This window comes from Neoroseomonas oryzicola, from assembly GCF_012163135.1.
GTDB lineage: Bacteria > Pseudomonadota > Alphaproteobacteria > Acetobacterales > Acetobacteraceae > Neoroseomonas > Neoroseomonas oryzicola.
Window position 1 is genome coordinate 46,403 of record NZ_JAAVUP010000014.1, and the last position, 14,673, is coordinate 61,075.

At 73.0% G+C, this 14,673-nt stretch carries 7 protein-coding genes; 4 read left to right on the top strand and 3 right to left on the bottom strand.

The window, feature by feature from the left end:
• Window position 1: 1 nt before the first annotated feature.
• Window positions 2-2,488 carry a tetratricopeptide repeat protein gene (locus GWK15_RS23140; RefSeq protein WP_168043772.1) on the top strand — a complete coding sequence of 829 codons (2,487 nt, stop codon included), beginning with the start codon at window positions 2-4 and terminating at the stop codon, window positions 2,486-2,488.
• On the opposite strand, the gene pbpC is transcribed toward GWK15_RS23140, so the two are convergent.
• The 3 genes from pbpC to GWK15_RS23155 all read right to left on the bottom strand — a co-directional run bounded on the left by pbpC (window position 2,485) and on the right by GWK15_RS23155 (window position 11,077).
• Window positions 2,485-4,494 carry a penicillin-binding protein 1C gene (pbpC, locus tag GWK15_RS23145; protein WP_168043773.1) on the bottom strand — a complete coding sequence of 670 codons (2,010 nt, stop codon included), beginning with the start codon at window positions 4,492-4,494 and terminating at the stop codon, window positions 2,485-2,487. The two genes, GWK15_RS23140 and pbpC, sit on opposite strands and share 4 nt — an antisense overlap.
• A 242-nt stretch (window positions 4,495-4,736) precedes the next feature.
• A complete protein-coding gene (locus GWK15_RS23150) occupies window positions 4,737-9,845 on the bottom strand; it encodes an alpha-2-macroglobulin family protein (RefSeq protein ID WP_168043774.1) in 5,109 nt (1,702 codons plus the stop codon).
• 116 nt (window positions 9,846-9,961) lie between these two features.
• Window positions 9,962-11,077: a CaiB/BaiF CoA transferase family protein gene (locus GWK15_RS23155; RefSeq protein ID WP_168043775.1), complete on the bottom strand. Its 1,116-nt coding sequence runs from the start codon at window positions 11,075-11,077 to the stop codon at window positions 9,962-9,964.
• A 65-nt stretch (window positions 11,078-11,142) separates the two neighbouring features.
• On the opposite strand from GWK15_RS23155, the gene GWK15_RS23160 reads away from it, so the two are divergent.
• The 3 genes from GWK15_RS23160 to GWK15_RS23170 are packed head-to-tail and all read left to right on the top strand — an operon-like array spanning window position 11,143 to window position 14,482.
• Window positions 11,143-12,099 (top strand): Bug family tripartite tricarboxylate transporter substrate binding protein, encoded by a 957-nt coding sequence (locus GWK15_RS23160; RefSeq protein ID WP_168043776.1) that lies wholly within the window; start codon window positions 11,143-11,145, stop codon window positions 12,097-12,099.
• Window positions 12,099-13,091 (top strand): NADPH:quinone oxidoreductase family protein, encoded by a 993-nt coding sequence (locus GWK15_RS23165; RefSeq protein ID WP_168043777.1) that lies wholly within the window; start codon window positions 12,099-12,101, stop codon window positions 13,089-13,091. Before GWK15_RS23160 ends, GWK15_RS23165 begins: the two co-directional genes overlap by 1 nt.
• On the top strand, window positions 13,088-14,482 hold the full coding sequence (locus GWK15_RS23170; protein WP_338147322.1) for an MFS transporter: 1,395 nt from the start codon (window positions 13,088-13,090) through the stop codon (window positions 14,480-14,482). Before GWK15_RS23165 ends, GWK15_RS23170 begins: the two co-directional genes overlap by 4 nt.
• Window positions 14,483-14,673: the final 191 nt, after the last annotated feature.

Sequence of the window (14,673 nt, forward strand, 5' to 3'; positions counted from 1 at the left end):
GATGACCGATCCCGACCTCGCCCGCGCCATGGCGCTGCACCAGGCCGGCCGGCTGGACGAGGCGATCCGCGCCTATCGCGCCCTGCTGCCGCGCCGCAAGGCGGATCCGCAGCTCAACCACCTGCTCGGCCTCGCACTGTTCGCCAAGGGCGAGGCGAAGGCGGCGCTCGAGCCGATCCGCGCCGCACTGGCCCGCGTGCCGGGGCATCCGCAGCTGCTCAACGACATGGGCAACGTGCTGCGCGCACTGGGCCGGCAATCCGAGGCGGCCGAGGCCTTCCGCCGCGCGCTCGCGGCGGATGCGAATTTCCACTTCGCGCGCTTCAACCTCGCCGATGCGCTGCTTGAACTGCGGCGCTTCGCCGAGGGCCTCGCGGCCTATGACGAGATCATCGCACGGCGCCTGCCGGGCATCGACGCCGACCTGCACTGCAACCGCGGCGCCTGCCTCGCCGGGCTGAAGCGGCAGGAGGAGGCGGTCGAGGCATTCCGCGCCGCGTTGGCGCTCCAGCCCACCCATGCGGGCGCGACGGCGAACCTCGCCACCGCGCTGCAGGCGCTGGGCCGCGATGCGGAGTCCGTCGAGGCGCTGACCGCCTTCACCGCGCGCCACCCGGCGACGACCGAGGTGCTGCTCGCACTCGGCAAGGGACTGCTTGGGCTGAAGCGGGGGGAGGAGGCGCTCGCCGCCTTCGCCCGCGCCGCGGCGGCCGACCCGAAGTCGGACAAGCCGCTCAGCGGACAGGCGCTCGCGCTCGATGCGCTCGGCCGCCATGCCGAGGCGCTCGCGATGCATGACCGCGCCATCGCGGCGAATCCGAAGAGTGCGGAGGCCCATTCCAACCGCGGCGTGACGCTGCGGAAGATGTGGCGCCTGCGCGAGGCGATCGCCGCCTTCGAGGCCGCGCTGCGCATCGCGCCGGACAGCGCCGACGCGCTGGTGAACCTCGGCAATGCGCTGACGGATGCGAAGGATCACGACGCGGCGATCCGCGCCTACCGCAAGGCTATCGCGCTCGAGGCCGATCTGACGGATGCGCACGCCAATCTCGGCACCGCGCTCGCGCGGACCTCGGACCTCGCGGGCTCGGTCGCGGCCTATGAGGCCGCGCTGGCGCGCGGGAAGTCGGGCACGACGGCGCATGTGCTGACCTCGCTCGCCTTCACCAAGCTGCGCGGCTGCGACTGGAGCGGGATCGAGGACCTGCAGGCGCTGATCCGCACCGGCGTCGCCGCCGGGACGGTCGATGCCGGGCCTTTCGAGATGCTGGGCCTCGCCGACGATCCGGCACTGAACCTCCTCTCGGCGCGGCGGCACGTGGAGGTGAACTTCGGTGCCATCCGGCGTGCGATCCCCACGCCGCCGCCCGGCTCGCGCATCCGCATCGGCTTCATCTCGACCGACTTCCGCAGCCATCCGACGCTGCGCCTCTGCGTCCGCATGCTCGAGCTGCTGGACCGCGAGGTGTTCGAGGTCAGCGCCTTCTCGATCGGCCCGCAGATCATCGACGCCATGGCCGAACGCGTGAAGGCCGGCGTCGACCATTTCCACGACTGCACGCCGATGCCGGACGAGGCGGTGATGGACCTCGCGCGGCGGTCAGGCCTCGACATCGCGGTCGACCTCAACGGCTACACGCAAGGGGCGCGCACGGCGCTGTTCGCGCGCGGCCTGGCGCCGGTGCAGGTGAACTTCCTCGGCTATCCCGGCACCATCGGCGCGTCCTTCGCCGACTACATCCTGGCCGACCCGACGGTGGTGCCCCCGGGCGACGAGCGCTTCTACGCCGAGCAGGTGGTGCGGATGCCGCAGGCCTACCAGCCGAATGACGACCGGCGCGAGATCGGCGGCAACGTCCCGACCCGCGCCGAGGCCGGCCTGCCCGAGGGCGGCTTCGTCTTCTGCTGCTTCAACAATTGCTGGAAGATCCTGCCCGGCACCTTCGCGATCTGGATGCGGCTGCTGGCCGCGGTGCCGGGCTCGGTGTTCTGGCTGCTGGACGAGAACCCGGCGGCGACGCGCAACCTGCAGCAGGCCGCGGCGTCGCACGGCATCGATCCGGCGCGCCTGGTCTTCGCGAAGCGCGCGCCGAATGCGGACCACATCGCGCGGCACCGGCTGGCCGACCTGTTCCTCGACACGCTGCCCTACAACGCGCACACGACGACGAGCGACGCACTCTGGGCCGGGCTGCCGGTGCTGACGCTGGAAGGCCGCGCCTTCCAGGCGCGCGTCGCGGCGAGCCTGCTGCGCGCGGCCGGGATGCCGGACCTGATCACGACGAGCGAGGCGGAGTACGAGGCGCTGGCCCTCGCCCTGGCACGCGATCCCGAACGGCTGCGCGGCATGCGCGCGCGGCTTGCCGCGAACCTGCCGACCTGCCCGCTGTTCGACAGCGCGCGCTTCGCGCGGGACGCGGGCATCGCCTTCCGCCGGATGCACGAACGCCATGTCGCGGGCCTGCCGCCCGAAGGGTTCGACGTCTAGCGCGACGAGGCGGGGATCAGCCGGATCTCAGGCGCGCCGGCCACCGGCGCATCCGCCGCTCTGACGCGCACCGCGGCCGAGGCCGCCGCGCCATCCGCATCCAGCACCGTGATGCGGTAGAAGCCCGGCCCCGGCGGCACCCAGGCAGCCTCGCGGCGCGCGGCTTCATGTTCGATCGGCGCGCCGTCGACGAGGAAGGCGAGGGGCCGCCGCCCGCCCGCCGCGCGCAGCGTGACCGGCCCCGCGCCTTCGGCAAGCGCTGCGCCTTGCGGAGGGAACAGCAGCCGCAGCCGGTCGGCCGGTGCCTGCTGCCGCGGTGCATCGGCGACGACCCGCATCCGCTGCAGCGGTGCTTCCGGCAGCAACGCGAAGACGCGCGCGAGGACGGGCAGCGCCGCCTGGCGCCCGGTCGCCCCCGGCATCGCCGTGCCATCTGGCCGGCCGATCCAGACGCCTGCGACATGGCGCCCGTCGAAGCCCATCGCCCAGGAATCGCGCCCACCCCAGGAGGTGCCGGTCTTCCACGCCACGCCTGCCGGCCCGCCACCGGGGAAGTTCTGCACCAGGATGGCGGCGACCGCATCCGCGGCACGGCGTTCCACCGCCTGCTGCGCCTCGGTCACAGGGCCCGGCGTCAGGCGCAACGGGATCGCGCGCCCATGGTCGGCGATGGTGGCGTAGAGCGTGGTCAGGTCGCGCAGCGTCGTTCCCGCGCCGCCGAGCGCGAGCGGCAGCGACGCATCCGCCCCGCGTGGCAGGCGCGGACCCGCGCCCGCGGCCTTCAGCGCCGAGGCGAAACGCAGCGCGCCGATCTGGTCGAGCAGCGCGACCGCCGGCAGGTTCAGCGACATGCGCAGCGCATCCGCCGCCGTCACGCGACCGGCGAAGTCGCGCGAGAAATTCTCCGGCGCATAGGCGCCGAAATGGCGCGGCAGGTCGGCGATCAGCGTGCCCGGCTGGGCGATGCCGCGCTCGAAGGCCATGGCGTAGAGGAAGGGCTTCAGCGCCGAGCCCGGCGAGCGCACCGCGCGCGTCAGGTCGAGCGCACCGGCGCGGGATTCAGCCCCCCATTCGCCGCCGATCAACGCGCGGACCTCGCGCGTGCCGATCTCGGCGACGACGATCGCCAGCGCCACACGATCGGGCAGGGTGGGCAGGATGTCGGCAGCCAGCCTTTCGGTCGCGCGCTGCAGCGGCGCGTCGAGCGTCAGCGCGACGTTGCCCGCGGCGCCACGCGCCATCTCCCGCGCCAGATGCGGGGCGAGGCGGGGCATGGGCAGGCGCCGGTCCGGCATGGCGGCGGCGAGCGCCAGGTCGCGATCCTCGGGCGTCAGGCCGGCCGCCGGGCCGCCGCGCCGCGCGAGCACCGCATCCCGCGCTGCACGGGCATTCTCCGGATGGCGATCCGGCCGCAGCGCGCCTGGCCGCCGCGCGAGGGCGACGAGCAGCGCGGATTCCGCCGCGTCGAGCCGCGCCGCCGGACGCCCGAACCAGGCGAGGCTGCCCGCCCGGATGCCCTCGATATTGCCGCCCTGCGGCGCGAGGGTCAGCCAGATGCCGAGGATCTCGTCCTTGCTGAAGCGCGCTTCGAGCTGCACGGCGCGGAAGATCTCGATCAGCTTCGATCGCAGCGTACGCGGCCGTGGTTCGAGCAGCCGTGCCGCCTGCATGGTCAGCGTCGACCCGCCCGACACGACGCGCCCCGCGCGGATCCACTGCACCGATGCGCGCGCGAGTGCGACCGGATCGACGCCGGGATGCGCGCGGAAGCGGCGATCCTCGGCGGCGATCAGCAGGTCGACCAGCTGCGGCGGCACGTCGGCCGTCGTGGTCCGCAGCCGCCAAGTGCCGCCTGGCGCGGGAAGGACGGACAGCGTGCGCCCCTCACGGTCGAACACCTCGACGCCCGTGGCGTTCAGGCGCGCCAGGTCCGGCGGGAAGATGCGGTCGAGCAGCACGGCACCGAGCAGCAGCGCTGCCGCGGCGAGGAGGGCGGCGCGGATCATGGGGCGGGCGACCGGAGGGGCGCCGCCCCTCCGGACCCCACCCGCCAGAGGCCTAAGGGCCTTTGGAAACCTCGAATTTTCATCGGGGATTTCGGGGAGGGGCATGGCGCACGCGTGACGCAGGGCGTGCGGACGAGGCCCCTCCCCGAAATCCCCGACCAAGTCCCGGTGTCCAGAGGCCCTTAGGCCTCTGGCGGGTGGGGTCCGGGGAGGGCAGAGCCCTCCCCACCCGCGCGCCATGCTCACGGCTGCACCGAGATCCGCGCCGTGTTCTGCCGTGCGAAGATCCCCGGTCGGTACATGTCCTGCGCTTCGCCGCCCGGCAGTTCGAAGTCGCCTGGCGTCACCGCGCGCAGCCGCACCGCCACGCGGGCGAAGGGCCGTTGTGGCGTGAGCGTCACTGCCGCCGCGTAACGGTCGTCGAGCGCCGGCTGGCTGTCGACCTCGGTCAGCGTGCCGAGCCACGGCATGCCGGCGATGTCGCCGGCCGGCAGGCGGGAGGCGATTTCCCAGCCCGCGGGCAGGCCCTGGATCACCATCGCCTCATGCCGGTCGTTGGTCTCCGAACGGAGTTCGACGAGCAGCACGAAGGAGGTGTTCTGCGTCACCCGGTCGAGGTCGAGCGGCTGGCCGTTCAGCGCGAAGAAGCGGCGCGTGACGCGGAAGCCCTCGCGCGCCGCGGGCAGCGGCTCGCGCGGGATGCCGTTGATCGAGACCGAGGCCCAGACCGGCGCGGCGCCGAGGTTGCGCGCCGTGCCGGGGCCGGTCAGCGTCGTCGCGACGACGGGCCGGGCGGGCAGCGCCGAGCCGTTCACCGCGACGTTCGCCGCCCGCGTGCCTTGACCCAGCACCTGCGCGGCGAGCACCGCCCAGGCCTGTTCCTGCGTGCTGGCGCGGGCCGGGGTGAACTCGGCGCCAGGCAGAACCTGCATCGCCTGGTTCAGGCGATCCTGCATCAGGTTGCTCTCGCGCAGCAGCGTCGCGGTGGCGAGCGCGTCGCGCGGCGCGCTGCCGTAGTCGAAACCCCAGAAGCGCCGGCCCGTGGCGGTCAGCGCCGAGGAGAAGGCGAGCTGGGCCCGCTGCGCATCCCCGCCGCGCGCGAAGGTTGCAGCGAGCTGCGCACGGGAGAGCTGCGTCGGCAGCTCATTGAGCTGCTCCATCAGCCGCCGCGCCGCACCGAGGCGCGGCTGGCCCGCCAGCGCCAGCGCATAGAGCCGATAGGCCTGCGCGGCGCGTTCCTCCGGCGTGTTGGCGGCGGTGTCCTCGATGGCCTCGTCGAGGAAGCGCAGCGCTTCCCGCAACGCGCCCTCGGGCACCGTGGCCCCTGCGGTCCGCGCGCGGATCAAGGCTTCAACGGCGTAGGGGGTCAGCCATTGCTGCGCCTCGCCATTCGCGCTCCACATCGAGAAGGAGCCGTCGAAGCGCTGGCGGTCGAGGATGGAATCCACCGCGCGCTGCAGCCGCGCCGCGCGGTCGGGATCGCCTTCATCGGCGATGCCGGCCGAGAGCGCGAGGGCCCGCGAGGCCGACTGCTCGAGGCAGTAGAGCGGGAATTCCTCCACCGCGCGGAGCATCCCCGCCACGTCGTAGCGCACCGCCGCGCCGAAGGAGGCCGAGGCCCGCCAGGCATCGCGCACGAAGCGATCGATCGGCGGGTTGAGCGGCATCTCGGCGCCCGGGGGCAGTTCGGCACCCGCCACTTCCGTCACGCGGGGACGGGAGGAACGGATGGTGATGCGGCTCTCGCGCTCCACGCGGAACCCGTTGGGCCCGGTGACGGCGAGGCGCAGCGTGCCCTCGCCGCCTTCCGTTGCGCGCAGCGTGGTGAAGGGCTGCGCCCGCGCCCCTGTGGCGAGCGTCGCGGCGAGGCGCGTCGGGCCGGTGATGGACAGCCCGCCGGATGCGGCGAGCTCCGCGACGATCTCGCCCTGCGGCAACTCGATGTTGTGCAGCAGGACGGACAGGCGCGCCTCGTCGCCCGGGGCGAGGAAGCGCGGCAGCAGCGCCTCGGCCACCACCTCGTCGCGGACGGTCAGCGGCTTGGACCCCGCGCCGATCCGCGTGCCTTCCCAGGCGACGACCATCAGGCGCAGCTCGCCCGCGAAGTCGGGGATGTCGAGCGGCACCATCGCCGTCCCGTCCGGCCCCGTGCGCACCACGCCGGAGAACAGCGAGACGAGCCGCTGCGGCGGCTGCAGCGCATCCGCCCCGGCATCCTCGTCGCCGCCCTGACGGAGCAGCGCGAGCTCGCCTTCCGCCGGTGCGATCAGCCGGCCGTAATCGTCGCGGATATCGACGCCGAGACGCCGGCGCCCGAGGAAATGCGCACCCGGATCGGGGCTCGCGAAATTCGTCAGGCGCAGGATACCTTCGTCCACCGCAGCGAGGGTGAGCAGCACCGGGCCCGACGCATTGGCGATACGGACAGGTACCTCCACGCGCTGGCGCGGACGGACCATCTGCGGCGTGTCGATCGTCACGCCAAGGGTGCGCGGTGCGGGGTCGATGCCGACCCAGGCGAGGCCAAGGCCGCGACCGGGCTGGCCGTTGCGCGCCTCGCCGGGGCGGAACACCGTCACGGCGACATAGGCGCCCGGCCCCCAGGCGGCATCCACAGGGACCTCGACCTCGGCGCCGCCCTGCGGCAGGTCGATCTCGCGCAGCGACACCAGGCGATCGGACAGCACGGCGACGGAAGCGCGGCCGGCGAAGGGCGGGGTGATGCGGATGCGCGCGGTCTCGCCGGGCATGTAGGCGCGCCGGTCGGCGGCGACGTCGACGCGATCGGGCACCTCGGCGCTCTCGACGCCCGCCCAGCCCGAGCGGAAGCGGATCGAGGTGATGCCGAGGCCGTTGGCGTCGTTCACCTCCAGCCGGTAGCGGCCGAAGGGCAGGGAGCGGGCGAAGCGCGCCGGCTGGTTCGCGGCGACGCGCAGTTCCTGCGCATCGACGGGCTCGTCGCGCCAGACGGTCTCCCACCGCGCGATGGAACCGCGCACGACGATGCGCCAGTTCGGCCGTTCGCGCACCAGCCGCGCGCGCAGCGTGCCGGCCACGGCACGGCCTTCGGGGGAGACGGCGGCGATGTCGAAGGCCGCTTCGGCGCCCGCGTCGATCGCGTCATTCTCGAAGCCCGGGCGTACGGCGACGAGCGTGCGGGTCGAGCGGACGGGGACGGTGAAGCGCGTGCGCGTCTCACGCCCGCCCGGTTCCGCCATCGAGACCGACACCTCGCCCTTCACCGGGCGCGTGGTGTCGGGCGCCTGCGGCAGGTCGAGCGTCAGAGTGGTGCGGCCCTGGTCATCGGTCTCCGGGATCTCGAAGGTGATGAGGTCGGGGGCGAACTGCTCCTGCGCGAGGCCGAAGCGCCAGCCGCGCCAGTCGGGGAAGGGCTCGGGATCGGTCAGCAGGCGCATCTCGGCCTGGCCCGTCAGGCCCGAACCGGGCGCGCCATAGAGGAAGCGCGCGGTGACCGGCACGCGCAGGCCCGTCGGCCCGGGCACCAGCGGACCGGGCACCGGCCCGGCGGTGACCTCCAGCCGTTCCGGCACGAAGGCGTCGACGCGGAAGGTGGTCCGCCCGACCGGCGGCGCATCGGGGTCGGTCAGCGCCTCGAGCGTCCAGAGCCCGAAGGGCGCGCCGGCGGACAGCCGCAGCGGCCAGTAGATGGCCCCGCCATCCTGGCGCGGCGGCACGATCTCCTGCGCGATCTGCCCGTTCGGGCGGCGCAGGCGCAGGCGGATCGGCAGGTCGAGCGGCCGTCCTGCGGGATCGCGGATCAGGGCGGCGGCGTTCACCGTCTCGCCGGGGCGGTAGATGCCGCGGTCGAGCCAGAGGAAGGCATCGACCGGCCCTGGCGTCGGCAGCCCCGTCGCACCGCGATCGGACAGGTCGAAGGACGCGGCCTCGAGCGAGAGCGCGGCGACGTCGTCGCTGGTCTCCGCATGGATGGACACGGGCGCGATCGGCCCGCTGCCCCGCATCAGCGCCGCGGGAAAGCGGGCGAGCCCGTCCTCGCCTGTGCGCGCCTCGGCGAGGATCTCGTTGTTGCGCGCCATCAGCATGATGCGCAGGCCGGGCCTGATGGCGGCGGATTGCAGGCTGCGCGCCTGCACCGCGAGGCCGTCGGCACCGCGCCAGGCGGTCAGGCCGATATCGGTGACGAAGAAGGGCAGCGCGGCGGTCTGGCCGCTGTCGCGGCGGCCGTCATCCTGGCGCAGGATCAGCAGGTAGGCGCCGGGGCTCGCGGACTTCAGCACGTCCGGCAGCGGCAGGACCGAACGGTGGGTGCGGTTGGGCTCGACCCGCTGCAGTTCGGCGGTGCCGTCCCACAGGACGCGGCCCATCTCCTCGCTGATGTTGGTGGCCGACCAGGCCTCGATCGCATCGCCCGGCGTCCAGTCGCGGCGCATCGGCACCAGGTTGCGCTCGGCCACGCGGATCAGCCGCATGTTCATCCTGGACACGTTGACCGTGGCGACGCCGATCCGCGCCTCCTGCCCGCGCGGCAGGATGAAGGTCGCGGTGTCGAAGGCGATCCGCGGGTCGCGGTTCGGCATGGCGATGGTGACGGGCGTGTCCTGCCGCAGGTTCTGCCGGCCCTCGCCGGGCAGGCCGCCGCGCAGGATCAGCCGCGTGGACGCGCCCCAGGGCAGGCCGGCGACGCAGAGGATGTCGCCCTCGCGCTCGACGGCCAGGGAGGGGATCGGCGGGTCGGCGCGGATCCAGTCACCGGGGTTCCAGTCGGTGCGGCGCGCCGGCGGATTGGTGAAGGAGATGCAGGCCCGCGCCGGATCGGCATCGGGCTCGGTGGCAACGCGGCGGACCAGCATGCCGGCGGCGCGGCGCGCGGCTTCCAGGCGCTCGCGGTTCTCCGGGCTGTCCGTGCGCTCGAGGATCGCTTCCAGCGCCTCGATCTGCTGCACGGGACGATCGAGGCGGCGCAGCGCCTCGGCGATCACCAGCAGGGGCGCGACCTCGGGCTCGCCATAGGGGGCGAGCTGGAAGGCGCGCCAGGCCGCCTGCAGGGCGCGCTGGTTGTTCGGCGGCTGGCGGTTCAGCTGCGCCTGGGCGAGGGAGAGCCAATGATCCCCGTTCGCCTGGCCCATGCCGATGCGTTCCTCCCACGCCGTCGCGGCGGCGGCGTAGTCGCGCCGGCCTTCGGCCTGGCCGGCGCGCTGTTCGGCGGCGATGCGCTGCTGCGGCGTGCCGCCGGCGGGGAAGCGGCGCTGCATCTCCTGCTGGTAGGCGCCGGAATCGCGCCCGAGGCCTGGCAGGTCGAAGGTCTGCGCGGCAGCGAGCCCGGGCAGTGACAGGGCGAGGATGAGCAGCAGGCGGGCGAGCTGGCGCATGGCGATCCCGGGGGTCGTTCCGTTCGAGGCCGGAGCATGGCACGGAGACCCCGGGGCGCGCACGCTGCGCACGCCCGTTCTGTGAAGAAGCTCACACGATGCTGATCACGTCCTGGTCAGCCGGCGATCTCCGCCAGCACCTGCGCCGTGTGCTCGCCGAGGCCTGGCGCCGGCGCGTGCCAGTGGCCGAGGCCCGGCAGCATCGGCAGCGGCACCTCGCCCAGTTGCGGCTGCTTCACGCGCGACGCCGCGCCATAAGCGACGACATGCTCGTTCGCCAGCCAGTCAAGCGGCGAGTTCACCCGGTCCGCGAGCAGGCGCGCGCCCTGCAGCCGCGCGATCCAGTCCTCGGAGGGGCGCGTGGCAAAGGTCGTGCGCATGATGGCGTAGAGCGCCTCGCGGTTCTCGTAGCGGAGCCTGAAGTCCAGGAAACGCGGATCCTGGGCGACCTCGGGGATGCCGAGCGCATCGCAGATGGCGCGCCATTCGGCTTCGCGCACCAGCGTCACCATCACCCAGACGCCGTCCGAGGCCTGGTAGGCGCCGGCCGGCACGTTGGGCGGCGCCGCCGACTTCCCCTGGTATCCCCATTCCGCGATCTGGTGCGTCATGAGGTTGGTCGTCGCGGCCATCAGCGACATGTCGATGACGCGCCGGCGCGGCGTCGCGTCCTGCGCACGCGCGGCGAGGGCCGTCTGCACGGCGGAGAAGGCAAAGATCCCGGTCGCCATGTCCGCGAGGAAGCAGCCCGCCTTGTGCGGCGCGCCGTCCGAGCCCGGATTCAGCGCGACGAAGCCGGTGAAGGCCTGGGCCACCGAATCGGTGCAGGGGCGTTCGGCATAGGGACCGGTCTGGCCGAAGCCCGAGATCGACAGGCACACCGCATTCGCCTTTGCATTGTCGGGCCCGAGGCCGATGCGCGCGGCGACGCCGGGACGGAAGGCCTCGATCAGCACGTCGGCCTGCGATGCCAGCTTCGCCGCGGCCTGCTTGCCTTCCTCCGACTTCAGGTCGAGCACGACGCTGCGCTTGCCGCGGTTGAAGCAGACCGTCATCACCGAGACGCCGTCCTTCGCGGTGCCGAGCCCCCGCGACCAGTCGCCTTCGGCCGGTTCGAGCTTGATCACGTCCGCGCCGCAGGCCGCGAGCATCATCCCGCAATACGGCCCGGCGATACCCTGCCCTGCGTCCAGCACGCGGATGCCCTTGTAGGGGCGCATCGCCTCGTCCATCGCGTTTCCTCCTGCGCGTTCCGGGCCTATCCTGACGCGAAGGCCGACGAAGGGAAGGGGACTGGATGAAGATCACGCGACGCGCCGCACTCGGGACGCTGCTCGCCGCGCCCGCACTGGCGCAGGAATGGCCGACGCGGCCGGTGCGCTGCATCATCCCCTATCCGCCGGGCGGGCCGACCGACCTGGTCGGCCGCGTGATCGCGCAGCGCGCGCAGCAGGAGCTCGGCCAGCCGCTGGTGCCCGAGAACAAGCCCGGCGCGTCCGGCACGATCGGCGCGGCCGAGGTCGCGCGCGCCGCGCCGGATGGTCAGGTCTTCCTGATGAATGCGTCGATCCACGTGATCATCCCGCACCTGAACCGCAACCTGCCCTTCGACGCGCTCAACGACTTCACGCCGGTGACGAACATGGCGATGGTGCCGCTCGTCGCGCTGGTGAATCCCGGCCTGCCGGTGCGGTCGCTGCGGGACCTGGCCGACTACGCGAAGGCCAATCCGGGGCGGCTGTCCTACGGGTCCTCGGGCAACGGCGCCGCGCAGCACCTCGCGGGCGAGATGTTCAAGCAGATCGCCGGCGTCGACATGACGCATGTGCCCTATCGCGGCGCCGGGCCGGCGATCCAGGACCTGATCGCGGGCAACATCCAGGTGATGTTCGACAGCGTGCCGGCCGGCGCGGGCGCGGTGCGGCAGGGGCTGTTGCGGCCGCTCGCGGTCACGACGCCGGCGCGCATCGCCGCCTATCCCGACCTGCCGACCACCGCCGAGGCGGGCTTTCCGGGCCTGGTGATCTCCACCTGGTACGGCATCTGGGCGCCGCCGCGCATGCCGATGGCGATCGCGGAGCGGATGCAGCGTGCCGTCGCAGTGGCGGTGCAGGACAGCGACGTGAAGGCGCGGCTCGCGACGCTCGGCGCCGATCCGGTGGCCGACACGCCCGCCGACTTCGCCGCCTTCTGCCGCAGCGAGTACGAGAAATTCGGCGCCATCGTCCGCGCTGCGAACATCAGGCTCGATTGATGCGCGCGATCCTCTGCGAGACCTGGCGCGACTTCGACGAACTCGAGATCCGGGACGTCCCGCCGCCGCCGATGCGCCCGCGCGGCGTGCGCATCCGGGTCGCGGCCGTCGGCGTCTCCTTCGCGACGCAGCTCGTGGTCGCCGGCAAATACCAGCGCAAGCCGCCGCTACCCTTCATCCCCGGCACCGAGGTGGTGGGCACCGTCATCGAGGCCGCGCCGGATGCCGATGCCCCACCGCCCGGCACGCGCGTCTTCGCCGTGCTGGACTGGGGCGGCTATGCCGAGGAAGCGGTCGCCGACGACATCCATGTCGTGCCGATCCCGGACGGGCTGCCGATGGAACCGGCGGTGGCCTTCCCGATCTCCTACCCCACCGCCGGTTCGGGCCTGCTGTGGCGCGGACGCATCGCGGCCGGGGACTGGGTTCTGGTTCATGGCGCGGCGGGCGGCGTCGGGCTCGCCGGGGTCGAGATCGCCAAGGCCATGGGCTGCCGTGTCATCGCGCGCGCGGGTGCGGCGAAGCACGAATTGCTGCGCGCGCGAGGCGCCGACGTCGTACTCGACAGCGCGCAATCGTTCCGAGAGGCAGTGCGCGAGGCGACCGGCGGCGCCGGCGTCGGCTGCGTGCTCGACACCATCGGCGGCGATGCCTTCGACGATTCGCTGCGCTGCCTCGGCGATGGCGGCACGCTGGTGGTGGTGGGCTTCGCGGGCGGCGGCATCCCGACGGTCGCCGCCAACCTGCTGCTGCTGAAGAACATCGCCGTCGCGGGGGTGAACTGGGGCACCTATGTCGGCTGGTCGCCCGGCGACAACCGGCGGCTTCATGCGCCACGCGCGCGCGAACTCTGGGCGCAGCTCATGGACTGGTGGCAGGCCGGCGCGCTGAAGCCGGAGGTCCACGCGGCCTTCCCGCTCGAGGGCTTCCGCGACGCCATGGCCGAGGTCCGCGCCCGCCGCAGCGCCGGCCGGGTGATCCTGACGCCGTGAGCGAGGCGCGCGACCATCGCGGCATCGCGCTGATCGTCGCCTCGGCCCTGTTCATGCAGAACCTCGATAGCGCGGTGCTCGCCACCGCGCTGCCCGCCATGGCGCGGGACCTGCATGAGGATCCCTATCGCCTCGGTGCCGCCATCACCTCCTACCTGGTGGCGCTGACGGTCTTCATTCCCTTCTCGGCCTGGATCGCCGACCGCTTCGGGGCGAAGCGCGTCTTCATGTTTGCGATCCTGACCTTCGTCGCTTCCTCGGTCCTGTGCGGCCGCGCGCAGGGGCTCGGCGAGCTCGTCGCCTTCCGCGTGCTGCAGGGCCTGGGCGGGGCGATGATGGTGCCGGTCGGACGGCTGCTGCTGCTGCGCGGGGTGGCGAAGAAGGACATGCTCTCGGCCATGGCCTGGCTGACCATGCCGGCGCTGCTGGGGCCGGTGACGGGCCCGCCGCTGGGGGGCGTGCTGACGGACCTGTGGTCGTGGCGCGCGGTCTTCTGGATCAACGTGCCGATCGGGCTGATCGGCTTCGTGCTGGTGGCGTGGAAGATCCCGCATGTGCCGCCGACGCGGCCCGGGCCGCCGGACGTGGTGGGCCTCGCGCTGACCGGGACGGCGCTGGCGCTGGTGATGTTCGGCATCGAGACGGTGGGCCGTCACGTGGTGCCGGGATGGGTGTCGGTGCTCGCGCTGGCGGCTGGGATCCTCGCCGGAGGGCTCGCGGTGCGGCATTGCCAGCGCGTGCCGCAACCGGCGCTCGATCTGTCGCTGTTCCGCATCGCGACCTTCCGCGACCCGGCCGTCGCTGGCAGCCTGTTCCGCACCGGCGCGGGCGCGGTGCCATTCCTGATCCCCGTGATGCTGCAGATCGGCTTCGGCATGAGCGCCTCGCAGAGCGGATTCGTGTCCTTCGCGACGGCACTCGGCGCCTTCGCGATGAAGCCGCTGGTGCGGCCGCTGCTGCGGCGCACCGGCTTCCGCGGGGCGCTGGTGATCAACGGCGTCGTCGCATCCTTCGGCATCGCCGCGCTGGCGCTGGTCACGCCGGCCTGGCCGGCCGCGGCGATCTTCGCGCTGCTCGCGGCCGGGGGTCTGGCGCGCAGCCTGCAGTTCACCGCGCTCAATACCCTTGCCTTCGCGGATGTCCCGGCCGAGCGCATGTCGCGCGCGACCGCGCTCTACGGCACGCTCCAGCAATTGACGCCGGCGCTCGGCGTGGTGCTGGCGACGACGACGCTCGAGACCTGCCTGGCGCTGTCCGGGCGCTTGGCGCTGGTCGCCACCGATTTCTCCTGGGGCTTCGTCGTCGCGGCGGTCGTGGTGCTCGCCTCCATCCCCCTGCATGCGCGGCTCGCACCGGATGCGGGGGCGGAGGTATCGGGGCACAACCGCTAGAGCAGATCCCGATCAGGTGGAATCACCTGATCGGGTGAAGATGCTCGCGAAAACACAAGTCTAGAGATGTTGCCGTGAGCCATGGCGAACGGAAACGGCTCTAGGCTCCAAACCCAATCAGTTCTCGCTGCGGCGCGGTGGGGTGTGATTCAAGCTGCTGGGTAGCGGAGCTTGGATCATGTCGGGTGAGT

Bases quoted from the DNA above. Each gene is read 5' to 3' on its own strand.
- pbpC (WP_168043773.1), bottom strand. From the start codon at position 4,494: ATGATCCGCGCCGCCCTCCTCGCCGCGGCAGCGCTGCTGCTCGGTGCC.
- GWK15_RS23140 (WP_168043772.1), top strand. From the start codon at position 2: ATGACCGATCCCGACCTCGCCCGCGCCATGGCGCTGCACCAGGCCGGC.
- GWK15_RS23155 (WP_168043775.1), bottom strand. From the start codon at position 11,077: ATGGACGAGGCGATGCGCCCCTACAAGGGCATCCGCGTGCTGGACGCA.
- GWK15_RS23160 (WP_168043776.1), top strand. From the start codon at position 11,143: ATGAAGATCACGCGACGCGCCGCACTCGGGACGCTGCTCGCCGCGCCC.
- GWK15_RS23150 (WP_168043774.1), bottom strand. From the start codon at position 9,845: ATGCGCCAGCTCGCCCGCCTGCTGCTCATCCTCGCCCTGTCACTGCCC.
- GWK15_RS23165 (WP_168043777.1), top strand. From the start codon at position 12,099: ATGCGCGCGATCCTCTGCGAGACCTGGCGCGACTTCGACGAACTCGAG.